We start from the raw sequence: 23,517 nt of genomic DNA, 5'->3' as shown, positions 1-23,517 counted from the left end.
ACGCGATGACCATGACCACCGTCACCACCACCGATGACGAGCGCGAGGCGATCCTCGACGCCGTGCGAGAGTTCGCCGATGCGGAGCTCGCCCCGTTCGCCGCGGAACGCGACGAGAAGCACCTGTTCCCGCGGGAGTCGCTGCAGCGCGGCGGCGAGCTCGGCCTCGGCGGGATCTACGTGAGCGAGGAGTTCGGCGGCACGGGCCTCACCCGCGTCGACACCGTCGCGATCTTCGAGGAGCTCGCCAAGGCCGACCCCGCGGTGGCCGCCTACATCTCCATCCACAACATGGTGGTGTGGATGATCGACACCTACGGCGACGACGAGCAGCGGTCGCGCTGGCTGCCGTCGCTGACCGCCATGCAGGAGTTCGGCGGCTACTGCCTCACCGAGCCGGGGGCCGGATCCGACGCGGCGAACATCGCGACCAGCGCCGTCCGCGAGGGCGACGAGTACGTGCTGACCGGGGTGAAGCAGTTCATCTCCGGAGCCGGTGAGGCCGCGGTGTACGTCGTCATGGCGCGGACCGGCGAGCCGGGAGCCCGCGGGATCAGCGCCTTCCTGGTCCCCGGCGACGCGGAGAACCTGAGCTTCGGTGCTCCGGAGAAGAAGATGGGGTGGCACGCGCAGCCCACCCGGCCCGTGATCATGGACGGCGTGCGGGTGCCGGCGTCCGCGATGCTCGGCGACGAAGGACGCGGTTTCGCGATCGCGATGTCGGCGCTCAACGGTGGCCGCCTCAACATCGCGGCGTGCTCTCTCGGTGGCGCGCAGGCCGCGCTCGACAAGGCCGTGCAGTACGTGCACGAGCGCGTCGCGTTCGGGGAGCCGCTGGCGGAGAAGCAGTCGATCCTCTTCGCGATCGCCGACATGCGCACCGACCTGCAGGCCGCGCGGCTAATGGTGCGCGACGGCGCGCAGGCGGTGGACGAGAAGGCGCCGGACGCGACGATGCGCTGCGCGATGGCCAAGCGCTTCGCGACCGACGCCGGCTTCGAGGTGGCCAACCGCGCCCTCCAGCTGCACGGCGGCTACGGCTACCTGCAGGACTACGGCATCGAGAAGATCGTCCGCGACCTCCGCGTGCACCAGATCCTCGAGGGGACAAACGAGATCATGCGCCTGATCGTCGGCCGGGAGATGCTGCGACCCGCGGGGTCGACGTCGATGCGGAGCGCATCATGACCCGCGTCGCCTTCCTCGGGCTCGGGCACATGGGGCTGCCGATGGCGAAGAACCTCGTCGCCGCCGGACACGAGGTGCACGGCTTCGACCTCGTGCCCGCGGCCATCGAGGCGGCTCGAGCGGCCGGGATCCCCGTGGCGGCGAGCGGCGCGGAGGCGGTGGCGGACGCGGAGGTCGTGGTGACGATGTTCCCGGCGGGGAAGCACGTCATCGAGGCCTACCGCACGGAGCTGCTGGCGGCCGCGCGCCCCGGGACGCTGTTCATCGAGTCGTCGACCATCGCGGTGGACGAGGCGCGGGCCGCCCATGCGCTCGCGCTCGCCGCGGGCCACCGGCACATCGATGCTCCGGTATCCGGAGGTGTGGTCGGGGCGGAGGCCGGGACCCTGGCGTTCATGGTCGGGGGCTCCGACGACGACTTCGCGGCGGCGCTGCCGCTGCTGGAGATCATGGGGAAGCGCATCGTGCACTGCGGCGGACCGGGACTCGGACAGGCGGCGAAGGTCTGCAACAACATGGTGCTCGCGGTGTCGCAGATCGCCGTCGCCGAGGCGTTCGTGCTGGGCGAGCGGTTGGGGCTCGAGCATCAGGCCCTGTTCGACGTGGTGTCCCAGGCGTCGGGGCAGTGCTGGGCGCTCACCACGAACTGCCCCGTGCCCGGTCCGGTGCCCACCAGCCCCGCGAACCGGGACTACCAGCCGGGGTTCGCGGGCGCCCTCATGGCGAAGGACCTCGGTCTCGCGCTGCAGGCCATCGAGCAGACCTCGACGGACGCGCGGATGGGTCGTCTGGCGCAGGAGCTGTACGCCGCCTACGCCGCCGGCGACGGCGCCGCCCGTGACTTCTCCGGCATCATCACGGAGATCCGCGGCTGACTCCCGCTTTCGAATCGCCTGAATGGTCGCAAATCCGGCCGAAATGCAGCAAATCGGGCGATTCGAAGGGGAGGGTGGATGACGACAGGAAGGCGGGAGCGATGACCGAGTACGAGACGATCCTGGTGGAGCAGCGCGGACGGGTGGGCTGGATCACCCTCCACCGACCGGAGGCGCTCAACGCGCTGAACAGCCGGCTCGCCGAGGAGGTCACCGCGGCCGCGCAGGCCTTCGATGCGGATGACGGCGTCGGGGCCATCGTCGTGACCGGCTCCGAGAAGGCCTTCGCGGCCGGCGCCGACATCAAGGAGATGGAGGGCATGTCCGCGGCGGAGATGCTCGAGACCGACCACTTCGGCGTCTGGCACGACTTCGCGGCCGTGCGCACCCCGGTCATCGCGGCGGTCTCCGGGTTCGCGCTCGGCGGCGGCTGCGAGTTGGCGATGATGTGCGACATCATCCTCGCCGCGGACACCGCGAAGTTCGGACAGCCCGAGATCAACCTCGGAGTGATCCCCGGCATGGGCGGCACCCAGCGGCTCATCCGCGCGGTGGGGTACTACAAGGCGGCGGAGCTCGTGCTGTCCGGCCGCTTCATGGGGGCAGAGGAGGCCGAGCGCTCCGGACTCGTGTCCCGTGTCGTCCCCGCGGCGGATCTCCTCACCGAGGCGACGACGCTGGCCGAGACGATCGCGTCGAAGTCGCTGCCGTCGGTCTACGCCGCCAAGGCCGCGCTCGATGCCGCCATGGAGACGACGCTGTCCGAGGGCCTCGCCCACGAGAAGCAGGCGTTCGCGGCGCTGTTCGACACGCACGACCAGAAGGAGGGGATGGCGGCCTTCCGCGAGAAGCGCACGCCGGACTTCCAGAACCGCTGACCGCGGGGCACGGGTCAGCCGCGCAGGGACTCCACGATCTTCGCGATCCGGCGCTCGCGCGTCGCCTCCTGCTTGGCCTCGGCGACCGCCCTGGCGTGCTCCTTGCGCGCCGACGGGGAGAGGGCGTCGAACGCCGCGCGCACGGCCGGATCGGCGTCGAGGGCGGCGGCCAGTGCTGGCGGCACCTCGACCACCCGCTCCGCGGTGTCGAGCCGGATGACGGCGTCGACCTCCTGATCGATCTCGACACCGAGGTCCGCGCGGGCGGCCTTGCTGAGCCCGATCATGTTCTCGCCGCCCATGCGGGCCAGGCGCAGGCGCGCGGTGCGCCCGCCGATCGTGACCGCGACCGGGAAGGCCTTGCCGGCCCCGAAGGACGCCACCTGCTCATCGGTGAGGAGGATCGCCGCGGCGGGGCCGCGACCGGTGAGGACGGTGTGCACGCGCAGTTCGCTCATGCAGGAAGAGTACGCCCGCCATCCTCGATCGCGGCGACCAGAGCGGTGTTGCGTTCGGCGATCAGGCGCTCCATGTAGCGGCCGAGCACGAGGGCGTCGACGACGCGGCCGAGGAGCCCGAAGGGCGACCGGAACACGATCGTGTCGCGCATGAGGGTGCCGCGCGGATGCTCCTCGAACACGTGCTCGTGCCGGAGGTCGCGGAACGGTCCGTCGATCTGACGGTCGGTGAACCGATGCGGCGCGTCGATGTCGAACACCACGGAGCGCAGGCGGAACGGGATGCCGAAGTGCCGCGCGCGCCAGGTGACCGTGGACCCCTCGCTGAACGCGCCGCCTGCGGGCTCCTCGATCATCGTCTCGTCGTAGCGCGCCATCGACTGCAGATGCAGCTCCGGGTCCAGTGCTGCGGCGAACACGACAGGGCGCGGTGCCGCGATCACGGTCTCGAGCACGAACCGGGGCATCAGAGCGGTTCGGGGAGGGGGCGCGGGTCGATGAAGTCGCCGGCGTCACGACGCAGACGGGCGACGATGGCGACGAGCTCGGCGGCGTCGGCCTCGCTCATGCCGGGGTCGGCGAAGACGTCGGCGTTGAGGGCGGTCGTGGCGCGCTCGACGAGATCGCGGCCGTCGTCGGTGAGGGCGAGCATCGCCGCGCGTCCGTCGTGCGGGTGCGGTTCGCGGACGACGAGGCCGTCGCGCATGAGCCGCTCGGCGGTGCTCGTGATGGTGGTGGCGTGGACCTGCAGGCGCGCGACGACACTCGACAACGGCAGGCGTCCGGCGCGGCTGAAGGCGAGCAGCCGCAGCACCTCGTAGCGGGCGAAGCTCAGCGCGAAGGGCTTGAGGGCCGCGTCGACGCGGGCCAGGAGGAGCTGCTGGGCGCGCATCACCGAGGTGACCACCGTCATGCCGTCCGCGGCCTCGGTCCAGCCGTGCGCGATCCACTGCCGCTTCGCCTCGGCGAGCGGGTCGACGGGAAGCGGGCGGGGTCGGACCACGTCTCTACGGTACCGGGGGAGTCCGCCCCCGGCTGTCAGCGGCGAGCCGCGGGGCCCGACTGTCGACTATGTATACATTGGCGGCCGAAATCGGGGGTGCCACCTGCGGATCCCTCCGCCTTTGGCTACATAGAAGAGCGTGCGGATAGACTCAGCGTGTCGTGAGGAGCATTCGATGAAGATCTTCGTCCTGGTCAAAGAGGTACCGGACACCTATGGCGATCGCACGTTGAATCTCGAGACCGGACTCGCCGAACGCGGGGCCGGGGATGTGGTCCTCGACGAGATCACGGAGCGGGCCCTCGAGGTCGCCCTGGCCCACGCCGACAAGAACGAGGGCACCGAGGTCGTGGCCCTCACGATGGCGCCCGAGAGTGCGACGGCATCCGTGCGCCGGGCCCTCGCGATCGGTGCCGCCTCCGCGATCCACATCGTCGACGAGCAGCTCGTCGGCGCCGACCTGGGTCTCACTGCCGAGGTGCTCGCCGCCGCGATCCGCCGCGGCGCCCCCGACCTCGTCATCACCGGCAACCTGTCCACCGACGGCGCCGGCGGCGTCCTCCCCGCCATGCTCGCCGAACACCTCGGCTGGGCGCAGGCCACCGCCCTCACCGCAGTCGAGATCACCGCCGAGGGCGTCTCCGGTACCCGGGGTGCCGATGCGGGCAACCAGCAGGTGACCGCGCCGCTGCCCGCCGTGATCTCCATCACCGAGGCGCTCGCGGACGCCCGGTTCCCGAACTTCAAGGGCATCATGGCGGCGAAGAAGAAGCCGCTGGAGGTGCTGTCCCTCGCCGACCTCGACGTGTCGGCCGACCCGGCGGCGGCGCCGCGCACCATCATGACCGCGGTCTCGGAGAAGCCCCCGCGGGCCGCCGGCGTCAAGATCACCGACGAGGGCGATGCCGCCGAGAAGCTCGTCGAGTTCCTCGTGCAGAACAGGCTGGTGTGACATGGCGTACCCCGAGAACCCGATCCTCGTGCTCCTCGACGTCGACCCGTCCGGTGCACTCACCAGCAGCACCGCCGGACTCCTCGGCGCGGCGGCAGGCATCGGCACACCGGTCGCGGTGATCGTCGGCGGTTCCGAGGCGGCGGTCGCCACGGCCGCGGAGGCCGGAGCCGCGGTCGTGCTCACGGCCGACGGCGACCCGTCCGCGCTGACGGTCCCGATCGTCGACGCGCTGCAGGCCGCCGCCGCGCAGGTGCATCCCGCGGCCGTCCTCATCTCGAACTCGATCTCCGGACGCGATGTCGCCGGCCGGTTCGCGGTGCGGACGAAGAGCGCGCTCGCCGTGGACGCGGTCGGGGTCTCCCGCGACGACGAGGGCATCGTCGCCCACCACTCGGTCTATGGCGGGGCGTACCTCGTCGACGCCGCCGCGACGTACGGCACGCTCGTCGTCACGCTGCGCCAGGGTGCGGTGGAAGCCAGGGCCGAGGCGGTCGCCTCCCCGCAGGTCGAGCAGCTCGCGGTCACTCCGTCCGGAGCGGTCGCCGCGACGGCGGGCCCCGTCGAGACGGTCGAGGCCACCTCGTCCCGGCCCGAGCTACGCGGAGCGACCCGCGTGGTGTCGGGCGGCCGGGGTCTCGCCTCGAAGGAGAAGTTCGTGCTCGTCGAGGAGCTCGCCGATGCCCTCGGGGCCGCGGTCGGCGCCTCGCGCGCCGCCGTCGACGCGGGCTACATCCCGCAGTCCCACCAGGTCGGGCAGACCGGGGTCTCGGTGTCGCCGCAGCTCTACGTCGCGCTCGGGATCTCCGGCGCGATCCAGCACCGCGCCGGCATGCAGACGTCGAAGAACATCGTGGCGATCAACAAGGACCCGGAGGCGCCGATTTTCGACGTCGCCGACTTCGGCATCGTCGGCGATGTGTTCACGATCGTGCCGCAGGTGATCGCCGCGCTCGAGGCGCGGAAGAAGTAGCCATGGCGACGCGGGTGCTGCGCCGCGGGCTTCCGCGGGTACCGGGCGGCGAGCCGTGGCCGCCCGCCGAGGTGACGGTCGAGACCGTCGATGCGGTCGAGGTGGCCGAGGTGGCGGCCGTCGAGGCTCCGGTGTCGGCGCCGGCGGAGCGCGTCGAGCGCGGGGCCGCCGAGGTCGAGGCCGCTGTCGCGACCCCCTCTCTGCCGGAGGACGCCGCCCCGCGCCCGATTCTCCGTCGCGGCCTCCCGCGCGTCCCGGGCGGCGAGCCGTGGCCGCCGGCCGAGGCCGCGCCGGCGGTGTCGGCCGTCGCCGCGGTGCCGGCCGAGACGTCACGTGCCGCGGTCACGGCGCCCGACGCTCCCGCTGCCGAGCCGGCTGCCGCCGCGCCCGTTGCCGAGCTGGCTGCCGCCGCGCCCGTTGCCGCCGCGACGTCCGCCGCCGCGACGCCCGCCGGAGGCGAGAGCGTCCGTCGGGGACTGCCCCGTGTCCCGGGCGGCGAGCCCTGGCCGCCCGCAGGGACCGTGCCTGCGCGGGCGACCGCCGACACCTCCTCAGCCGTAGCGGCGGACGCCCCCGCGATCGCGGAGACTCCGGCTCCGGCCGCGGCACCCGCGACGGCGGAGCCCGCCATCCCCGGCACCGCGCTCGCCCCGACCGCCGACATCAGCACGCCGCTGCCCTGGACCCGCACGGTCTGGAACGGTCGTGCCCCCCGACACCTTCCGGCCGCCGCCTCGACCACCCCGACCGCACGCCGGCGTCCGACCTGGACCCAGGCGATCGCAGCGCTGTTCGGCGCCGCCGCCCTCGGTGTGCTCGCGGCCGCGGCCGTGGCCCTCGTCCGCACGCTGCTGAGCCTCCCCTTCATGCAGGACTTCCTGGCCGCCTTCCCGGGCGAGTACGAGCCGCCGATCCCGGTCGAGCCCGGCTTCGCGCCGTGGGTCAACTGGGCGCACTTCTTCAACATGTTCCTGATCGTGCTGATCATCCGCTCGGGGCTGCAGGTGCGCACGGAGAAGCGTCCGAGCGTGTTCTGGACGCCGCGGAACAACCCGAAGGGCAAGATCAGCCTGAACCTCTGGTTCCATCAGGCGCTCGACATCCTGTGGCTGCTGAACGGTGTGATCTTCGTGGTGCTGCTGTTCGCCACGGGGCACTGGGTGCGGATCGTGCCGACGAGCTGGGAGGTCTTCCCGAATGCGCTGTCGGCGGCGCTGCAGTACATCTCGTTCGACTGGCCGCACGAGAACGGCTGGAACAACTACAACAGCCTGCAGCAGCTCGCCTACTTCGTCACCGTCTTCCTCGCGGCACCGCTCGCCGCCGTCACCGGGTTCCGCATGTCGGGGCTCTGGCCCAAGAAGGCGGAGCGCCTGTCGAAGGCGTATCCGGTGGAATGGGCGCGCGCCCTGCACTTCCCGGTGATGCTCTACTTCGTGGCGTTCATCATCGCGCACGTCGCGCTCGTGATGCTGACCGGCTTCCTGCGCAACCTCAACCACATGTTCGCCGCGCAGGATGCCGCGACGTGGACGGGGTTCTGGGTGTTCATCGCCTCGCTCGTCGTGATCGCGATCGCGTGGGTCGCGGCGCGGCCGCTCGTGCTCGCGCCGATCGCAAAGGTGTTCGGCAAGGTCTCGGGGCGCTGATCCATGACCGACCGCACCGCCATCGAGGAGTACTGGCGCGAGGCCCGCATCGCGCTGCCGCACCTGCCCGAGGCCCTTCCCGAGGCGTGGGGTTTCGGTGCGACGCCGGAGCACGCCGACGAGCTCCTGGAGCTCGTGCTCCGCGGCATCAAGGTGGGCACCGCGTCCTCCGTCTGGGACTACGAGGAGACGGGGGATCCGCTGCCGACCGTCGGCGAACTCAGCATCATCCTCGACGGAACCGGCGCCCCGCGCGCCGTGATCGAGACCACGGCGATCGACATCGTGCCTTTCGACGAGGTCGACGAGGCGCACGCCTTCGCCGAGGGGGAGGGGGATCGCACGCTCGCGCACTGGCGCGAGGTGCACGAGCGCTACTGGCGCACCCACTCCGAGAACCCGCGCGGCTATGAACCCGACATGCCGGTGCTGTGCGAACGCTTCCGGCTGCTCCTGCCGGCCGGCACGGAGGACTGAGGAGAGGGAGATCATGGCAGAGGCCTACATCGTCGACGCGGTCCGTTCGCCGGTCGGACGCCGTGGCGGCGCTCTCGCGGAGATCCACCCCGCCGACCTCGGCGCGCACAGTCTGCGGTCCCTCGTCGACCGGACCGGCATCGACCCCGGCGCCGTGGACGACGTGATCCTCGGAGCCATCGATGCGATCGGCGGGCAGGCCGGGAACGTCGCGCGCACCGCGCTGCTCGTCGCCGGCTTCCCGGAGCACGTGCCCGGCGTGACGATCGACCGCCAGTGCGGATCCAGTCAACAGGCCGTGCACTTCGCCGCGCAGGCGGTGCTCAGCGGCACCAGTGACCTCGTGATCGCCGGCGGGCTGCAGAACATGTCGCGGATCCCGCTCACGGCCGCCGCGACCGTCGGCCGGGAGTACGGCTTCACGACGCCGTACGCCGAGTCGCCCGGATGGCAGGAGCGCTACGGCGACCAGGAGATCTCGCAGTTCCGGGGCGCGGAGCTCATCGCCGAGCGGTGGGACATCTCGCGGGAGGAGATGGAGCGGTACGCGCTGGAGAGTCACCGCCGGGCGGCCGTGGCCCAGGACGAGGGGCGGTTCGCGGCGGAGATCGCGCCGCTCGCCGGGCTCGATCACGACGAGGGCGTGCGCCGGGACACCACTCTGGAACGCATGGCCGGACTGCCGCCGCTCGCGCCCGGGGGACGGATCACCGCCGCGGTCGCGTCGCAGATCAGCGATGCATCGAGTGCCGTGCTCATCGCCAGTGCGCGGGCGGTGCAGGAGCACGGCCTCACCCCGCGGGTCCGCATCCACCACGTCTCCGTCCGCGGCGACGACCCCGTGCTCATGCTCACCGCGCCGATCCCGGCGACCCGGCACGCGCTGGAGCGCACCCGGCTCCGGATCGAGGACATCGACCTGTTCGAGGTCAACGAGGCGTTCGCCTCGGTCGTGCTCGCCTGGATGCGCGAGACCGGTGCGCCGCACGAGAAGGTCAACGTCAACGGCGGCGGCATCGCGCTGGGCCACCCGATCGGCGCGACCGGCACCCGCATCCTCGCGACCCTGCTCAACGAGCTGGAGCGCACCGGCGGCCGGTACGGCCTGCAGACGATGTGCGAGGGCGGCGGCGTCGCGAACGTCACGATCATCGAACGCCTCTGAGCGCAGACGAAAGGGCCGCCCCGCGGGGCGGCCCTTTCGGTGAAGACGAGGGTCAGGGGCGCACGAAGCGGACCTCGGTGAGCGTCTCGCCGAGGAACGGCTCGGTGTGCGCGGCGCCGTCGAGGTGGAATCCGTTGCGCGTGTAGAAGCGGTGCGCGCGGGGGTTGTCCTCGGCGACCCAGAGGTAGAGCGGCTCGTCCTTCTCGACGGCCGCATCGAACAGCTTCTGCCCGATGCCGGTCGAGTGGTACGCGTCGAGCAGGTAGATGAAGTACAGCTCGCGGAACGCCGGGGCGTCCTTGTCGCGGGCCGGACCCGAGCCGACGAAGCCGACGATCTCGCCGTCGACGAGCGCCGCGTTCATCTTGAAGTCGGGGCCCTGCGCCGCCCAGTGCGTCCAGAGCTCGGCCATCCGGCGGGGGGAGACCTTCTCCAGAGCCGCCTTGCTGATGAGGTGATCGTAGGTCTCGTGCCAGCACTGCGCATGCACGCGACCGAGGGCTTCCGCATCCACATCACGGACCGGACGGACGATGACTTCGGGCTGGGCTTCGGCGCTCATGCGGTGACTCTACGGCGGGTCCGTGGAAATCGGAAATCGGGACGACGGCCCCCGAGAGGCACTCCGACGGCATGGAGGAATCGGACAACGAAGTTCGACCGTCGTGCGCGGATGGCTACGATCAGTCCTCGTGAACGTGATCTGGCGGACCCTCCTCGTGATCCTCGGTGCGCGTCGCCGCGTGCGTCAGGGGAAGACCCTCGACCCCACCGCCGTCGGCACCGTGACGGTGACCACCCTGCCGACCGACCTCGACATCCTCCGCCACATGAACAACGGCCGGTACCTGTCGCTGTTCGACCTCGGGCGCTGGGACCACCTCATCCGCACGGGACTGTTCGACGTGATGAAGGAGCAGGGCTGGTACGCGGTCGTGTCGAGCGAGACGATCACCTTCCGCAAGTCGCTCCAGCTCTGGCAGCGGTTCGAGGTGCAGTCCCGGTTCATCGGGCACGACGAGAAGGCCCTGTTCCTGGAGCATCGCGCCGTGGTCGGCGGCGAGGTCTACGCCCGAGCCATCGTGCGGGCCCGCGTGCTGCGACGCTCCGGCGGCACGGTCAGCAATGAGGAACTCTTCGCCGCGGTGGGCAAGCCCGACGGGGTTCCCGAGATCGACGCGTGGGTGCACGACTGGGCGGCCGCGTCCGCCCTGCCGCCCGTATGCACCCCCGCCCCCAGCATCTGGAACTGACCCGACTCCGGCCCGCACGGTAGGGTACCCCGGGATTCCGCGACCGGAGACCTAGGGTGGTCACATGGCAGAGTCGTCGTCATCCTCCGCGGAGGCGGGGGCATCCGCATCCCTCGCCGATCAGGCCGTCGAACTCGCGCGCCGCTGGGTGATCGAGGCGGCCGCAGCCGACGTCGACCCCGCCGCGGAACGCCTCGCCGGAGTCCTGCGCGACGCCAACGGTCTGCCGTTCACCCTCGGTTTCGTGGACGGCGTGATGCGGCCGGAGAGCCTGACCGCCGCGGCCGCCCAGCTGCGCCGGATCGCGCCCATCGTGCCGGAGTTCCTGCCGTGGTACCTGCGCTCCGCCGTGCGGCTCGGCGCCGGCGTCGCCCCGGTGCTGCCGACCCCGGTCGTCCCCCTCGCGCGGCGGGCGCTGCGCGAGATGGTGGGGCACCTCGTGGTGGACGCGCGGCCCGCGAAGCTCGGACCCGCGATCGAGAAGCTGCGGGAGTCGGGCTCGCGCCTGAACCTCAACCTCCTCGGGGAGGCGGTGCTGGGCGAGGCGGAGGCGCAGCGGCGGCTCGACGGCATCCATGAGCTCATCCGGCGTCCGGACGTCGACTACGTGTCGGTCAAGGTCTCCGCCATCGTCAGCCGCATCTCGATGTGGGGCTTCGACGAGGTCGTCGACCGGGTCGTGGAGCGGCTGCTCCCGCTGTACGTGACGGCGGCAGCGGACGGCACCTTCATCAACCTCGACATGGAGGAGTATCGCGACCTCGACCTCACGATCGCCGTCTTCACACGGATCCTGGAGGATCCGCGGCTCACCGGTCTCGAGGCCGGGATCGTGCTGCAGGCCTACCTCCCTGACGCGCTCCCGGCCCTCCAGGAGCTCACCGCCTGGGCGCAGGACCGCGTGATCCACGGGGGAGCCCGCATCAAGGTGCGCCTCGTGAAGGGCGCGAACCTCGCGATGGAGCACGTCGAGGCGACGCTGCACGGGTGGACGCCCGCGCCCTACGACACCAAGCTCGACACCGACGCCAACTACCTGCGCTGCCTCGACTGGGCGCTGCGGCCCGAGCACACGTCGGCCGTGCGGATCGGCGTGGCCGGCCACAACCTCTTCGGCATCGCCCACGCGTGGCTGCGGGCCGGGGAGCGGGGCGTCCGCGACGCGGTCGAGTTCGAGATGCTGCTCGGCATGGCTCAGGGGCAGGTGCAGGCGGTGTCCCGCGAAGTCGGTCCGGTGCTGCTGTACGTGCCGGTCGTGGCGCCCGCCGAGTTCGACGTGGCCATCAGCTACCTCGTGCGGCGGCTGGAGGAGAACGCGTCGTCCGAGAACTTCCTCTCCGCGGCGTTCCATCTGCACGACGATGAGACGCTCTTCGCCCGAGAGGCCGACCGCTTCCTCGACGCGCTCGACCGGGCGGCCGACCCCGCCCTCGCCCTCGGGCCGCGGCGCACGCAGGACCGCCTCGCGCCGGTGCACGAGTCCGTGCGGCCGGCGCCGGTCAGCCCGGTCGCGGAGGCCGATCTCACCAAGGCCGTGCTCGGCATCGTGCGCGGCTCGGACGACGCCGACACCGGCGCCTACCTCGAGACCGCCGTGTACGCGGCGCGCGAGCGTGGGGAGGACACCGGGGGCGCCCCGGGCTTCGCGAACACGGCCGATACGGATCTCGCGCTCCCCGCCAACCGCGAGTGGGCGGCGGGGATCCGCGCACGGCTCGCGGACTCGACGGTCGGGACGGAGGTCCTGGACGCGGCCCGCGTCGACGACGCCGACGACCTCGGCCGCATCGTGCGCGGTGTGCAGGGTGCGGCGGCGGCCTGGGGTGCGCGTCCTGCAGCCGAACGGGCCGAGGTGCTGCTGCGCGCAGCGGCGGCGCTCGAGTCCCGGCGTGCGGAGCTGATCGAGGTCGCGGCGGTGGAGACGGGCAAGGTCTTCGCCGAAGCCGATGTCGAGGTGAGCGAGGCCGTCGACTTCGCCCGGTACTACGCCGCGACCTGCCGTGAGCTCGACGCGATCTCCGGCGCCGTGTTCGTCCCCGCCCGCGTGACCGTCGTCGCGCCGCCGTGGAACTTCCCCCTCGCGATCCCCGCGGGTGGCGTGCTGGCGGCGCTCGCCGCAGGCTCCGGCGTGGTCCTGAAGCTCGCCCCGCAGGCGCGGCGGTGTGCGGCGGTGCTCGTGGAGGCCCTGTGGGACGGTGGCGTGCCCCGTGAGGCTCTCGCTCTCGTCGACATCGAGGAAGGCGACCTCGGGCGTGCCCTCATCACGGACGAGGCGGTGGACCGGGTGATCCTCACCGGGTCGTGGGAGACCGCGGCGCTGTTTCGCTCCTGGCGTCCCGACCTGCCCCTGCTCGCGGAGACCAGCGGCAAGAACGCCATGATCATCACGCCCTCGGCCGATCTCGACCTCGCCGTGGCCGACCTCGTGAAGAGCGCGTTCGGTCATGCGGGGCAGAAGTGCTCCGCGGCGTCCCTCGCGATCCTCGTCGGGCCGGTGGGGCGCTCGCAGCGTTTCGCCCGTCAGCTCTCCGACGCTGTCCGCTCGCTGCGTGTCGGGTGGCCCTCGGATCCGCTCGCCGAGGTGGGCCCGGTCATCGAGAAGCCCGAGGGGAAGCTCGCCTGGGCCCTCTCCGAGCTGGAGGGCGACGAGCGGTGGCTCATCGAACCCGCCCTCGACTCCGCCGACGACGGCAGCGGCCGGCTGTGGCGCCCGGGCGTGCGGGTCGGCGTGCAGTCCGGCTCCCGCTTCCACACCGAGGAGTTCTTCGGACCGGTCCTCGGGGTCATGCACGCGCCGACCCTCGCCAAGGCCGTCGACCTGCAGAACGCCGTCGCCTACGGTCTCACCGCGGGTCTGCACACACAGGACCCGGACGACCTCTCCTTCTGGCTCGACCGTGTGCAGGCCGGGAACCTCTACGTCAACCGCGGCACCACCGGGGCGATCGTGCAGCGGCAGCCGTTCGGCGGGTGGAAGCGCTCCTCCGTCGGCGCCGGTGCCAAGCCGGGCGGGCCGAACCACCTCATCGGACTCGGGTCGTGGCGCGCCCAGCACGGGGCCCCGGCGTCGAGCACCCTCCATCTGCGGGGGCTCGACTCCCGGATCACGGGGCTCATCGAGGCGGCGCAGCCCTCCCTCCCGTTCGAGTCGTTCGAGTGGCTTCGGCGATCCGCTCTGTCGGACGCGTTGGCCTGGGACCGGGAGTTCGGCCGGGTGCGGGACGTCTCGCGGCTGGAGATCGAGCGCAACCTCTTCCGGTATCGGCCCGTACCCGTGGAGATCCGCGCCACCGAGGACGCCGCCCTGCACGACCTGCTGCGGGTCGTGATCGCGGGAGTGCGCGCGGGGGCGGGCTTCGTCGTGTCCACTCCGGTCGGGCTTCCGGCGGGCGTGCGGCATGCTCTGGGTGACCTCGACGCCGTGGTGTTCCTGGAGACGGAGGTCGAGTGGCTCCAGCGGATGCAGGTGGCCGAGGAGTCCGGGGCCGCGGGAGATGCGGGTGTTCCGGTGCTTCCGCGGCATGGGCGCGTGCGGCTCGTGGGCGGACGGGAGTCGGTGGCGGCGCTGCGCTCCGCGCTGGCGGTGGCCACCGGCGGTGACCCGGACCTCGCTGTGTACGACGCGGAGGTGACGGCGGCGGCCCGCATCGAGCTCCTCCCGTTCGTGCACGAGCAGTCCGTCTCGATCACCGCCCACCGCTACGGAAACCCCGACCCCTGGAGTGCCTCCGTCATCTGACCCCCGGCCGTTTCGGTGCGGGGGCGATAACGTGCCGCTCCGGTCCGTCAGGGGTCCGTTTCTGATCCCGGCCCGCCGCGGTGCCGCGCCCATCTCGGGTGTGGGGGCGAAAAGGCCCCCCGTGGGGCCGCCCGGGGTGTGTTTCTGATCCCGGCCAGCCGAGGATGCCGCGCCCGTCTCGGGTGCGGGTGCGAATGGGTACCCGGTTTGGAACCCCCAGGGGTCCGTTTGTGATCCCGTCGCCAGGGTTCCGCGCCCCTTTCGGGTGCGGGGCAAAAACGTGCCGCTCCGGGCTTCCGGGGGTGCGATCCTGATCCCGCCCGTGCCGAGGGGTGCCGCGCCGGTTTCGGTGCGGGTGCAAAAGAGAGCTGACGCAGGTCTGTGGAAGGGTGATTTTGATCCCGTCTCCTGGCGGTCTGCCCCTCCACATTGCGGGTGCGTTCTCGATCCCGCCTGCGGTGTAAAAGATTCTTGACATGGGGGATGGGCGGACGTAGTCTCGTGTCAAGAATTTTTGACACGAGGAGATTCGCATGGTCTACGAGGAGCGCAACGTCTGGGCCGGGCTCATCGTCAGCCCGATCGTCGCGGTCGTCTACGTCGTGCTGCTGCTACAGCAGGCCGGCGGCGGACCGCTCACCGCCACGGACTGGTTCCCGCTGATGCTGTGGACGATCGGCGGGGGCATCGTCGGGACGATCGTGCTCAGCGTCCTCTGGGGGATCATCGCCGGGATGTCCGATCCGGACGGCGTCGGCCGCTCCGACATCCGCGACCGGGACATCGGCCGGATGGGAGCCCGCGTGGAGCAGGCCTTCGTCACCATCGCCGGCCTCGGGGTCATCGTCCTCTGCGGTCTCGGCGCCGACGTGTTCTGGATCGCGAACACCATGTTCGCCGGGTTCCTCGTGGCGGCCGTCGTCGGCGGTGTCGCCCGGGCCATCGCCTACCGCCGAGGGCTCCGCTGATGGTCAAGCCCACCCTCGTCTCCAACACCATCCGCGCCCATCGCGAGCGCGCCGGACTCACGCAGGCCGAGCTCGCCCGCACGATCGGGGTCACCAGGCAGACCCTCATCGCGATCGAACAGCAGAAGTACTCGCCGACGCTGGAGCTCGCGTTCCAGATCGCGCGGGCCTTCGGCGTCGGGATCGACGACCTGTTCGCGTATCCGACCGACCCCGGAGGTGCCGCATGACCGAGACGATGCCCGCCTGGACTCGCGAGGCGTACGGCCCGGCCGCCGGGACAGCACGGACCCGGCAGCCCGTCCCCCAGCCGCATCGGGGCGAGGTCGTGCTGCGCGTGCAGGCCACCGCCCTCAACGCCGGCGACGTGCGGCTGCTCCTCGGCGACCCGCTGCTGGTCCGGCCGTTCTTCGGGCTCACCCGCCCCAAGAACCCGGTGCGCGGGCTCGACGTCGCCGGCACCGTCGTGGCGGTCGGCGCGGACGTGGTGAACGCCGAGCTCGGCGAACTCGTCGTCGGGGAGCTGCAGGGCGGCGGCGGCCTCGCCTCCCACGCCCGCATCGCGGCTGACCGCGTCGTGCCCGTCCCGCCCGACGTGACACCCGAGGCGGCTGCGTGCCTGCCGATCGCCGGAGGCACCGCGTGGCAGGCGCTCGACGCCGCCGGGGTGGGGTTGCGCCACCGTGCGCAGCGGGTCCTCGTGATCGGAGCGTCCGGCGGCGTGGGGACCTTCGCCGTGCAGCTCGCGGCGCTCCGCGGGGCCGAGGTCTGGGCGACGTGCGGCGCGCGCAACGCCCTCCTGCTGGAACGCCTCGGAGCCGTGCGCACGCTCGACCACCGCACGTCTCCGCTCACGCATCTGCCCTCCTCCCGGTTCGACGCCGTCATCGACATCGCGGGAGGTGTGCCGATCCGCGAGCTGCAGCGCCTCGTCCGCCCGGGTGGCCGCGTGGTGCTCGTGACCGGCGACGGCGGACGCGTGTTCGGCCCGGTGCCGCGGATGATCCGCGCCGCCGTGCTCTCGCTCCGCGGACCCCGGGTGGTGTCGCTCACGGCGACCTCGCGCCCCGAGGTCCTCACGAAGCTGCTCGAGCTCGTGGAGGAGGGGCATCTGGTTCCGGTGATCGAGCGCACGTATCCGTTCGACGAGGCGGTGTCCGCGCTCGCGCACGTCGAGGCCGGGCACACGGTCGGCAAGGTCGTGGTGACGCAGCGCGAGGGCTGAGGGCGACACGGGACGGATGCTGGTGGCGCCCAGGGTCCGGTGGCACAATGGTCACCGGCGTGCCCGAGTCGCATCTTCCCCTCCGCCTCGTCCGAGCAGGGGGTCGAAGGACCGCCGGGCCCCTGGACAGCGTCCGCCGCGCCCGTTCACACGAGGAGCATCCATGTCGACGCCGGAGACCGCCGTCACCACCGCCCCCACGCGCACCGCGCACCGCCGCCACTACCTGATGTGCCGTCCCGAGCACTTCACGGTGAACTACTCCATCAATCCGTGGATGGAGCCGTCGCGGCCGACCGACACCGCCAACGCGGTCGCCCAGTGGCAGAAGCTCTATGACCTGTACGTCGAGCTCGGCCACGAGGTCGAGCTCATCGAGCCGCTCCCCGGCTACCCGGACATGGTCTACACGGCCAACGGCGGCTTCCTCATCGACGGGCGCGCCTATGTGCCGGAGTTCCGGTTCGTCGAGCGGCAGGGGGAGGCCCCGGCCTTCGCCGACTGGTTCCGTGCCGCCGGCTATGACACGGTGATGCCGAAGGAGGTCAACGAGGGCGAGGGCGACTTCCTGCTCGTCGGCGATGTGATCCTCGCCGGCACGGGCTTCCGCTCCACCGGTGACAGCCACCGCGAGGTCGGCGAGGTCTTCGGTCGCGAGGTCGTGTCGCTCAACCTCACCGACCCGCGCTTCTACCACCTGGACACCGCGATCGCGGTGCTCGACCCCGTGCAGGGCGTGGAGAACGGCGGCCCCGAGCGGGCGAACATCGCCTACCTCCCCGGGGCCTTCGACGACGCCAGCCGTGCCGAGCTGGAGAGGCGCTTCCCGGACGCGATCCTCGTGTCGGACGAGGACGGCGCGGTGTTCGGCCTGAACTCCTCGAGCGACGGCTACAACGTCATCATCTCGCCGCGGGCGAAGGGCTTCGAGCAGCAGCTCCGCGAGCGCGGCTACAACCCGATCACCGTCGACCTCTCCGAGCTCCTCCTCGGCGGCGGCGGCATCAAGTGCTGCACGCTCGAGCTGCGGGGTGCGAAGTGACGATCGAGCAGACGGCGGACGCTTCGACGAGGTCAGCGACCCAGAGAACGAGCTCAGCGACCCAGGGGGCGGACGCAGCGAACCAGGGAACGGACGCTTCGACCCTTCGACAGGCTCAGGGATCCAGCGCGGTCGCGGAGCCGCACGTCGCGCACAACTACCACCCGCTGCCGGTGATGATCGCGCGCGGCGAGGGGGCGTGGGTCACCGATGTCGAGGGCAAGCGGTACCTCGACCTGCTCGCGGCGTACTCCGCGGTCAACTTCGGGCACCGGCACCCCGCTCTCGTCGCGGCCCTGACCGAGCAGCTCGGTCGGGTCACGCTCGTCAGCCGGGCGTTCCAGAGCGACATGCTGGAGCCCTTCGCCGCGGCGCTCGCCGAGCTCTGCGGCAAGGAGCTCGTGCTGCCGATGAACACGGGCGCCGAGGCGGTGGAGACCGGCATCAAGGTCGCCCGGGCCTGGGGCTACCGCGTGAAGGGCATCCCGGAGGGGAAGGCGCGGATCGTCGTGGCGAAGGGCAACTTCCACGGTCGCACGACGACGATCGTGAGCTTCAGCGACGACGAGACCGCGCACGACGACTTCGGTCCCTACACGCCGGGCTTCGACCGTGTGCCGTTCGGTGACGCGGAGGCGATCGCCGCGGCCATCACGGAGGACACGGCGGGCGTGCTCGTGGAGCCGATCCAGGGCGAGGCCGGTGTCGTGATCCCGCCGGAGGGGTATCTGCGCCGCATCCGCGAGATCTGCGACGAGAAGAACGTGCTGTTCATCGCCGACGAGATCCAGGCCGGCCTCGGACGTGTCGGCGAGACGTTCGCGTGCGACCGCGAGGGCGTGGTGCCGGACCTGTACCTGCTGGGCAAGGCGCTCGGCGGCGGCATCCTGCCGGTCTCGGCCGTGGTGGGGAACACGGATGTGCTGGGTGTCATCCGCCCCGGTGAGCACGGCTCCACGTTCGGCGGCAACCCGCTCGCGGCGGCCGTCGGTCTCCGCGTGGTGGAGATGCTGCAGACGGGCGAGTTCCAGGAGCGTGCGCGGGCGCTCGGCGCGCACCTCGAGCAGGCGCTGCAGCCGCTGATCGGCCACGGCGTCACGGAAGTGCGCATCGCCGGGCTGTGGGCGGGCGTCGACATCGACCCCGCCATCGGCACCGGCCGCGAGATCGCGGAGAAGCTGCTCGACCGGGGTGTGCTCGTGAAGGACACGCACGGGCAGACCATCCGCATCGCCCCGCCGCTCGTCATCCGGGCGACCGAGCTCGACTGGGCCGTCGAGCAGCTCAAGGTGGTACTCGACGCCTGACCGCGGCCGACCCACCCCCTTCTGCACGAGCCACCCCCTTGCGAACGTTCGCAAGGGGGTGGCTCGTCTCGAAAGGGGTGGGTCGACGGCTCAGGCCGGCGGGGAGTCCGGGTCGAGCGTGCGGAGGGTGTCCTCCTCGGCGGCGTTGTCGGCCGCGAGCTCGTCCTCGGTGTTCTCGTCGCCGCCCAGCGGCGCGTCGTGGCCCGGGCCGGAACTGCCCTGGATGGCGCCGCCGGTCGACTCGCCGCGAGAGCTGTCGCCCTGGATCGCGCCGCCGGTGCCGTCGCCCTGGCCGGAGTTCTCGTCAGGGACGTCGACGCCGGGAGCGCCTTCGGCCGGATCCTGCGGGTGCGGGGTGCTCATGTTCTCGTCCATGACCCGACGCTACGACCGTCGGGCCGCGATGAGGAAGGCGTTGACAAACGCCTTCACAGCTCACTCGCCGTCGCGGCGCGGCAGCCGGATGGGCGTGGTCGCCGCCGCCTTCTCCGTGTAGTCGACCGGCTCGACCGCCTGCACGACCCGCAGCGGCCGGGTCTCGTCGAGCGTCAGGCGGAAGCGGCTGCTCTCCTCACGGCGCAGACGCCCGGACGTGAGCACCCAGGTCACCCCGATCGCGCACGCGATGAAACCGGCGGTCCCGCCGAGCATGATGGCGGCACGAGGGCCGAACGCGTCGGCGACCCAACCGGCGATCGGCGCCCCGACCGGAGTCGACCCCATGATGACCGCCATGTAGAGGGCGAGCACGCGGCCGCGCAGTGCCGGATCCGTCGTGATCTGCACGTAGCCGTTGGCCGTGGTCAGCAGCGTCACGATCATGAAGCCGGTGAACGTGAGCGTGACCGCATAGGAGAGGTAGGTGGGCATCGCGGCCGAGACGAAGGCCGCGATCCCGAAGCCGCCCGCCGCGAGGATCACCACGCGCACCCTCGCCCGGTCCCGACGCGCGGCGAGGAGGGCGCCGATCAGGGACCCGATCGCGAGCACCGAGCTCAGCACCCCGTACCCGTCGGCGCCGGCTCCGAACTCCAGCGCCATGGTCGAGGCGAAGATCGGGAAGTTCATGCCGAACGCGCCGATGAGGAACACCGTCACGAACACGACCTTGAGGTCGCTGCGCGCCCAGACGTACCGAAATCCCTCGGCGAGGCCGCCGCGGTTGCGGTTCTTGGGCCGCGGTGCGAGCAGGTGCGTGCGCATGAGCAGCAGCGCGACGATCATGGCGAGGAACGTCGCGGCGTTGACGATGAACACCCAACCGGAGCCGATCGCGACGATGAGCAGACCGCCGACCGCGGGGCCGATCATGCGGGCGAGGTTGAAGGAGGCGGAGTTGAGCGCCACGGCGTTGGAGGTCTCCGTGGCGGACACCATGTCCGACACGAAGGCCTGCCGCGCGGGGGCGTCGAAGGCGTTGACGATGCCGAATCCGAGGGCGAAGGTGAGCATCATCGGCAGGGTCATCACCCCGGCGAGCAGCAGGGAGCCCACGGCGATCGCGAGGGCGAGGAGTGCGGTCTGCGTGGTCAGGAGGATCTTCCGCCGGTCGAAGCGATCCGCGACCCAGCCGGTCAGGCTCACGAGCACCAGGGGAGGGCCGAACTGCAGCGCCATGGTGACGCCCATCGCGGTCGCGTCGTTGTCGGTGAGCTCGGTCAGCACGACCCAGTCCTGCGCGGTGGCCTGCATCCACCCGCCGACGTTCGACACGAGGGCTCCGGCGAACCAGATCCGGTAGTTGATGTTCGCGAAGGAACGGAACATGGCGTTCATCGCTCCACCGCCCTCCGCATCAGGGCGCTCGCTTCTCGCAGCGTCGCCAGCTCCTCCTCGGTGTAGTCGACCTCGCGGAGCATGTCGGCCAGCAGCACGTCGCGGCGGCGGATGGTCTCGACGACGATCTCGACCCCGGCGGGGGTGATGTCCACCTGCACGCGGCGGCGGTCGTCCTCGTCAGGGGTGCGGGCGACATAGCCCTGCTCCTCCAGGCCGTTCACGATGCTCGTCATCGAGGGGGCGGTCACGCGCTCGCGCTCGGCGAGGGTGGAGATCGTGCGCCGACCGTTCATGCGGAGGTCGGCGAGGACGGCGAGCTGGGTGTCGCTCATCATGTCGGCGGCACGGGCGCAGCGGAGCCGGCGGGCGAGCCGGAACGTGGCCATGCGGAGGTCTGTGGCGGTGAGGTGCAGGGAATCATCGGACGCAGACATACTTAGTTAGTCTATCTAATATTTCTGCCCCGGGGGCCGGGCGAGCCGAGGTCAGCGGGCACAATGGAGGGGTGACCCGAACGATCGCTCTCGAAATCGCCGTCCAGGATCCCGCCGGAGTGCGCATCGCCGCCGAGGTCGGCGCCGCTCGCGTCGAGCTCGCCACAGCCCTCGCGCTGGGTGGGCTCACCCCGTCGCCGGCCACTCTGGAGCTCGCGCTCGAAGCCGCGGGGGCGGACGGCCCCGAGGTGCACGTCCTCATCCGTCCGCGTGCCGGCGGCTTCCACTACAGCGCCGACGAGCTGGCCGTCGCCGAACGCGACGTGCGGCACGCGGTCGCGGCGGGGGCCGCGGGAGTGGTCATCGGCGCGCTCGACGGCGAGGGGCGACTGGATCGCGACGCCATGGCCCGGCTGCGGGATGCGGCCGGGGGAGCTCCGGCGACCCTGCACCGCGCGATCGACGTGACCGCCGACCCGGTGGCGACCCTGCGGGCCGCGAGGGAGCTCGGGCTCCGGCGCGTGCTCACCTCCGGAGGGGCGTCCGCCGCGATCGACGGCATCGACACCCTGCGCGCGCTCGTCGCCGCCGCCGAGGGGCAGATCGAGGTGATGGCCGGCAGCGGCGTCGAGGTCGCGAGCGCTCCGGTGCTCGCCCGGGCCGGGGTGGACGCCCTCCACTTCTCCGCGAAGCGGGCCGTGACCGAGGACGGCGGCGTGCGCATGGGCTCCGCCTCCGACGGGGTCGGCGGCTACGAGGTGACGGATCGCGACATCGCCTTCGCCATCCGCGACGCCATCCGCGAGGCGCTCGCGGAGACCGACCGGTAAGGCAGGATCATGACCGAGACCCGCGAGTACACCGACAGCCACGGCATCGCCATCGTCTACGACGTCCACCCGGCGGAGGGGACGCCCCGCGGCGTCGTCCAGCTCCTGCACGGGGTGGGCGAGCACGCGGGACGGTACCCGGCGCTGATCGCCGCGCTCACCGGAGCCGGGTTCACCGTCTACGCCGACGACCACCGCGGGCACGGGCGCACCGGTATGCGTCAGCACGGCGACCCCGCCCAGCTCGGACGGCTCGGTCCCGGGGGTCTCCGGGCGGCCAAGGACGCGGTCTGGCAGCTGACCGGCATCATCCGCGACGAGAACCCCGACCTCCCGCTCGTGCTCCTCGGACACTCGTGGGGGTCGTTCCTCGCGCAGATGCTGGTGAACGAGCACGCGGAGGCCTTCGATGCGGTCATCCTGTCCGGCTCGGCGCTGCGCACGCCCCGCTCCCTGAACCCGGCGCCGCTGAACGCCGCGTGGGCCGCCGACGACGCGACCGGATACGAGTGGCTGAGCCGGGACCCCGCGGTGTGGAAGGCCTTCGAGGAGGATCCGCTCACGACGGGAGTGCCGCTGCTCAAGCTCTTCGGCCTGCTCGACGCGGCGCGGCTGTACGGACGTCCGGCGAAGCACCTCGCGCGCGACATTCCGGTGCTGCTCCTCGTCGGCCGTGACGATCCGGTCGGCGGTCCCCGCAGCGTGCACAAGCTCGCCGACGCGTACCGCCGGCGCTCCGGGCTCACCGACGTCACGACCCTCGTCTACCCCGACGCCCGGCACGAGATCTTCCAGGAGCTCCAGCAGGACGAGGTACGCGCCGACGTCCTCGCGTGGCTCGACGCCCACATCCCCGCCCGCTGACCCCCCCGCCGCCCCGGCCGGCCCGTTCCGGTCCGGGATCACTTTCGCCCCTTCCGTCCGCCACGCGGGATCACTTTGGTGCCCGGAACATGTGCCAGAGGCGCGTTCTTGCGCTCGCGACGAGTGTGGGGCCTCGGCGCGCGTCGACGAGGCAGCGTCCGCGGCGACGTGTCGGGATCACTTTCGCGCCTCCGGCCATCCCGCGGGATCACTTTCGGGCCTGGGGCGGGCTGCGAAAGAGCGTTCTCGAACACGCGCGGTGAGCGGGTGGGTTGGTGGCCGCGCCGCTGATCGGGGCGGTGGTGGTGAGTTCGGAGCGTACGCGTGGCCGAGGGCCGCGCGGTGGCGGGATCGCAAACGGGCTGAGGGCCGCGGTGGCGGGATCAGAAGCGGGCTGGAGGAGGGGATGGCGGGGGCGGTTTCGATCCCGAGAGAGGTGTGTGGCGGGCGTGTCTGGGG

24 protein-coding genes are annotated in these 23,517 nt (G+C 71.7%); 17 read left to right on the top strand and 7 right to left on the bottom strand.

Annotated features, from left to right (window positions below; all coding sequences use genetic code 11):
* The first annotated feature begins 5 nt into the window (after positions 1-5).
* The 3 genes from BV453_RS03745 (at position 6) to BV453_RS03735 (ending at position 2,940) form a co-directional block, all read left to right on the top strand.
* A complete protein-coding gene (locus BV453_RS03745) occupies positions 6-1,187 on the top strand; it encodes an acyl-CoA dehydrogenase family protein (protein WP_025105413.1) in 1,182 nt (393 codons plus the stop codon).
* A complete protein-coding gene (mmsB, locus tag BV453_RS03740) occupies positions 1,184-2,062 on the top strand; it encodes a 3-hydroxyisobutyrate dehydrogenase (RefSeq protein ID WP_025105414.1) in 879 nt (292 codons plus the stop codon). Before BV453_RS03745 ends, mmsB begins: the two co-directional genes overlap by 4 nt.
* Before the next feature lie 101 nt (positions 2,063-2,163).
* On the top strand, positions 2,164-2,940 hold the full coding sequence (locus BV453_RS03735; protein WP_085605491.1) for an enoyl-CoA hydratase: 777 nt from the start codon (positions 2,164-2,166) through the stop codon (positions 2,938-2,940).
* A gap of 14 nt (positions 2,941-2,954) precedes the next feature.
* On the opposite strand, the gene BV453_RS03730 is transcribed toward BV453_RS03735, so the two are convergent.
* From BV453_RS03730 to BV453_RS03720, 3 genes are read right to left on the bottom strand one after another with little or no spacing between them, the layout of a single operon-like run.
* Positions 2,955-3,398: a YdeI/OmpD-associated family protein gene (locus BV453_RS03730; RefSeq protein WP_025105416.1), complete on the bottom strand. Its 444-nt coding sequence runs from the start codon at positions 3,396-3,398 to the stop codon at positions 2,955-2,957.
* Positions 3,395-3,865, bottom strand: a complete 471-nt coding sequence (locus tag BV453_RS03725; protein ID WP_126894130.1) for an SRPBCC family protein — start codon at positions 3,863-3,865, stop codon at positions 3,395-3,397. The genes BV453_RS03730 and BV453_RS03725 overlap by 4 nt, the downstream gene beginning before the upstream one ends.
* Positions 3,865-4,401 (bottom strand): MarR family winged helix-turn-helix transcriptional regulator, encoded by a 537-nt coding sequence (locus BV453_RS03720; protein ID WP_085605486.1) that lies wholly within the window; start codon positions 4,399-4,401, stop codon positions 3,865-3,867. The genes BV453_RS03725 and BV453_RS03720 overlap by 1 nt, the downstream gene beginning before the upstream one ends.
* 175 nt (positions 4,402-4,576) lie before the next feature.
* Here BV453_RS03720 and BV453_RS03715 point away from each other — a divergent pair, with 175 nt between their 5' ends.
* Genes BV453_RS03715 through BV453_RS03695 form a run of 5 tightly spaced genes read left to right on the top strand, consistent with a single transcriptional unit; the run spans position 4,577 to position 9,617 of the window.
* The gene (locus BV453_RS03715) at positions 4,577-5,353 is read left to right on the top strand and encodes an electron transfer flavoprotein subunit beta/FixA family protein (protein ID WP_085605484.1); all 777 of its coding nucleotides are present in this window, start codon (positions 4,577-4,579) and stop codon (positions 5,351-5,353) included.
* Position 5,354: 1 nt separating this feature from the next.
* Positions 5,355-6,326: an electron transfer flavoprotein subunit alpha/FixB family protein gene (locus BV453_RS03710; RefSeq protein WP_249520913.1), complete on the top strand. Its 972-nt coding sequence runs from the start codon at positions 5,355-5,357 to the stop codon at positions 6,324-6,326.
* A 2-nt stretch (positions 6,327-6,328) separates the two neighbouring features.
* Positions 6,329-7,975 (top strand): cytochrome b/b6 domain-containing protein, encoded by a 1,647-nt coding sequence (locus BV453_RS03705; RefSeq protein ID WP_249520912.1) that lies wholly within the window; start codon positions 6,329-6,331, stop codon positions 7,973-7,975.
* Between the two features lie 3 nt (positions 7,976-7,978).
* Positions 7,979-8,452 carry an ASCH domain-containing protein gene (locus tag BV453_RS03700; protein ID WP_062636986.1) on the top strand — a complete coding sequence of 158 codons (474 nt, stop codon included), beginning with the start codon at positions 7,979-7,981 and terminating at the stop codon, positions 8,450-8,452.
* 13 nt (positions 8,453-8,465) lie between these two features.
* A complete protein-coding gene (locus BV453_RS03695) occupies positions 8,466-9,617 on the top strand; it encodes an acetyl-CoA C-acetyltransferase (RefSeq protein ID WP_249520911.1) in 1,152 nt (383 codons plus the stop codon).
* Between the two features lie 52 nt (positions 9,618-9,669).
* Here the strand turns inward: BV453_RS03695 and BV453_RS03690 are convergent, their stop codons facing one another.
* Positions 9,670-10,179 (bottom strand): GNAT family N-acetyltransferase, encoded by a 510-nt coding sequence (locus BV453_RS03690; RefSeq protein ID WP_025105423.1) that lies wholly within the window; start codon positions 10,177-10,179, stop codon positions 9,670-9,672.
* Positions 10,180-10,309: 130 nt separating this feature from the next.
* Between BV453_RS03690 and BV453_RS03685 the strand changes: the two genes are divergently transcribed.
* From BV453_RS03685 to rocD, 7 genes are all read left to right on the top strand, one after another.
* Positions 10,310-10,870: an acyl-CoA thioesterase gene (locus tag BV453_RS03685; protein WP_249520910.1), complete on the top strand. Its 561-nt coding sequence runs from the start codon at positions 10,310-10,312 to the stop codon at positions 10,868-10,870.
* A 64-nt stretch (positions 10,871-10,934) separates the two neighbouring features.
* Positions 10,935-14,609, top strand: a complete 3,675-nt coding sequence (locus BV453_RS03680; protein WP_249520909.1) for a bifunctional proline dehydrogenase/L-glutamate gamma-semialdehyde dehydrogenase — start codon at positions 10,935-10,937, stop codon at positions 14,607-14,609.
* 533 nt (positions 14,610-15,142) lie between these two features.
* Complete coding sequence (locus tag BV453_RS03675) at positions 15,143-15,577, top strand: hypothetical protein (protein WP_060922631.1); 435 nt, start codon at positions 15,143-15,145, stop codon at positions 15,575-15,577.
* Positions 15,577-15,807 carry a helix-turn-helix transcriptional regulator gene (locus tag BV453_RS03670; RefSeq protein ID WP_060922632.1) on the top strand — a complete coding sequence of 77 codons (231 nt, stop codon included), beginning with the start codon at positions 15,577-15,579 and terminating at the stop codon, positions 15,805-15,807. The genes BV453_RS03675 and BV453_RS03670 overlap by 1 nt, the downstream gene beginning before the upstream one ends.
* Positions 15,804-16,802: an NAD(P)-dependent alcohol dehydrogenase gene (locus tag BV453_RS03665; protein WP_249520908.1), complete on the top strand. Its 999-nt coding sequence runs from the start codon at positions 15,804-15,806 to the stop codon at positions 16,800-16,802. Before BV453_RS03670 ends, BV453_RS03665 begins: the two co-directional genes overlap by 4 nt.
* A gap of 163 nt (positions 16,803-16,965) precedes the next feature.
* Positions 16,966-17,844, top strand: a complete 879-nt coding sequence (gene ddaH, locus BV453_RS03660; protein WP_025105429.1) for a dimethylargininase — start codon at positions 16,966-16,968, stop codon at positions 17,842-17,844.
* A gap of 2 nt (positions 17,845-17,846) precedes the next feature.
* Positions 17,847-19,151 carry an ornithine--oxo-acid transaminase gene (gene rocD / locus BV453_RS03655; RefSeq protein WP_374209023.1) on the top strand — a complete coding sequence of 435 codons (1,305 nt, stop codon included), beginning with the start codon at positions 17,847-17,849 and terminating at the stop codon, positions 19,149-19,151.
* A gap of 90 nt (positions 19,152-19,241) precedes the next feature.
* On the opposite strand, the gene BV453_RS03650 is transcribed toward rocD, so the two are convergent.
* From BV453_RS03650 to BV453_RS03640, 3 genes are read right to left on the bottom strand one after another with little or no spacing between them, the layout of a single operon-like run.
* Positions 19,242-19,526 carry a hypothetical protein gene (locus BV453_RS03650; protein ID WP_025105431.1) on the bottom strand — a complete coding sequence of 95 codons (285 nt, stop codon included), beginning with the start codon at positions 19,524-19,526 and terminating at the stop codon, positions 19,242-19,244.
* Between the two features lie 60 nt (positions 19,527-19,586).
* On the bottom strand, positions 19,587-20,918 hold the full coding sequence (locus BV453_RS03645) for an MFS transporter (RefSeq protein ID WP_025105432.1): 1,332 nt from the start codon (positions 20,916-20,918) through the stop codon (positions 19,587-19,589).
* Positions 20,919-20,923: 5 nt separating this feature from the next.
* Positions 20,924-21,364, bottom strand: a complete 441-nt coding sequence (locus BV453_RS03640; protein WP_025105433.1) for a MarR family winged helix-turn-helix transcriptional regulator — start codon at positions 21,362-21,364, stop codon at positions 20,924-20,926.
* A 71-nt stretch (positions 21,365-21,435) separates the two neighbouring features.
* Between BV453_RS03640 and BV453_RS03635 the strand changes: the two genes are divergently transcribed.
* Positions 21,436-22,194 (top strand): copper homeostasis protein CutC, encoded by a 759-nt coding sequence (locus tag BV453_RS03635; protein ID WP_249520906.1) that lies wholly within the window; start codon positions 21,436-21,438, stop codon positions 22,192-22,194.
* A 9-nt stretch (positions 22,195-22,203) separates the two neighbouring features.
* Positions 22,204-23,058, top strand: coding sequence for an alpha/beta fold hydrolase (locus tag BV453_RS03630; protein WP_126894475.1), 855 nt, complete (start codon positions 22,204-22,206; stop codon positions 23,056-23,058).
* Positions 23,059-23,517: the final 459 nt, after the last annotated feature.

This window comes from Microbacterium sp. ER1, assembly GCF_023383675.1.
Taxonomy (GTDB): domain Bacteria; phylum Actinomycetota; class Actinomycetes; order Actinomycetales; family Microbacteriaceae; genus Microbacterium.
This window is presented reverse-complemented; position numbering and strand designations above follow the sequence as displayed.

Excerpts from the sequence above, each read along its gene's own strand:
- mmsB (WP_025105414.1), top strand. The coding sequence starts at position 1,184 with ATGACCCGCGTCGCCTTCCTCGGGCTCGGGCACATGGGGCTGCCGATG.
- BV453_RS03645 (WP_025105432.1), bottom strand. The coding sequence starts at position 20,918 with ATGTTCCGTTCCTTCGCGAACATCAACTACCGGATCTGGTTCGCCGGA.
- BV453_RS03745 (WP_025105413.1), top strand. The coding sequence starts at position 6 with ATGACCATGACCACCGTCACCACCACCGATGACGAGCGCGAGGCGATC.
- BV453_RS03730 (WP_025105416.1), bottom strand. The coding sequence starts at position 3,398 with ATGAGCGAACTGCGCGTGCACACCGTCCTCACCGGTCGCGGCCCCGCC.
- BV453_RS03680 (WP_249520909.1), top strand. The coding sequence starts at position 10,935 with ATGGCAGAGTCGTCGTCATCCTCCGCGGAGGCGGGGGCATCCGCATCC.
- BV453_RS03695 (WP_249520911.1), top strand. The coding sequence starts at position 8,466 with ATGGCAGAGGCCTACATCGTCGACGCGGTCCGTTCGCCGGTCGGACGC.
- BV453_RS03650 (WP_025105431.1), bottom strand. The coding sequence starts at position 19,526 with ATGGACGAGAACATGAGCACCCCGCACCCGCAGGATCCGGCCGAAGGC.
- BV453_RS03675 (WP_060922631.1), top strand. The coding sequence starts at position 15,143 with ATGGTCTACGAGGAGCGCAACGTCTGGGCCGGGCTCATCGTCAGCCCG.
- BV453_RS03670 (WP_060922632.1), top strand. The coding sequence starts at position 15,577 with ATGGTCAAGCCCACCCTCGTCTCCAACACCATCCGCGCCCATCGCGAG.
- ddaH (WP_025105429.1), top strand. The coding sequence starts at position 16,966 with ATGTCGACGCCGGAGACCGCCGTCACCACCGCCCCCACGCGCACCGCG.
- BV453_RS03665 (WP_249520908.1), top strand. The coding sequence starts at position 15,804 with ATGACCGAGACGATGCCCGCCTGGACTCGCGAGGCGTACGGCCCGGCC.
- BV453_RS03700 (WP_062636986.1), top strand. The coding sequence starts at position 7,979 with ATGACCGACCGCACCGCCATCGAGGAGTACTGGCGCGAGGCCCGCATC.
- BV453_RS03640 (WP_025105433.1), bottom strand. The coding sequence starts at position 21,364 with ATGTCTGCGTCCGATGATTCCCTGCACCTCACCGCCACAGACCTCCGC.
- BV453_RS03725 (WP_126894130.1), bottom strand. The coding sequence starts at position 3,865 with ATGCCCCGGTTCGTGCTCGAGACCGTGATCGCGGCACCGCGCCCTGTC.
- BV453_RS03710 (WP_249520913.1), top strand. The coding sequence starts at position 5,355 with ATGGCGTACCCCGAGAACCCGATCCTCGTGCTCCTCGACGTCGACCCG.
- BV453_RS03705 (WP_249520912.1), top strand. The coding sequence starts at position 6,329 with ATGGCGACGCGGGTGCTGCGCCGCGGGCTTCCGCGGGTACCGGGCGGC.
- BV453_RS03715 (WP_085605484.1), top strand. The coding sequence starts at position 4,577 with ATGAAGATCTTCGTCCTGGTCAAAGAGGTACCGGACACCTATGGCGAT.
- BV453_RS03735 (WP_085605491.1), top strand. The coding sequence starts at position 2,164 with ATGACCGAGTACGAGACGATCCTGGTGGAGCAGCGCGGACGGGTGGGC.
- BV453_RS03630 (WP_126894475.1), top strand. The coding sequence starts at position 22,204 with ATGACCGAGACCCGCGAGTACACCGACAGCCACGGCATCGCCATCGTC.
- BV453_RS03690 (WP_025105423.1), bottom strand. The coding sequence starts at position 10,179 with ATGAGCGCCGAAGCCCAGCCCGAAGTCATCGTCCGTCCGGTCCGTGAT.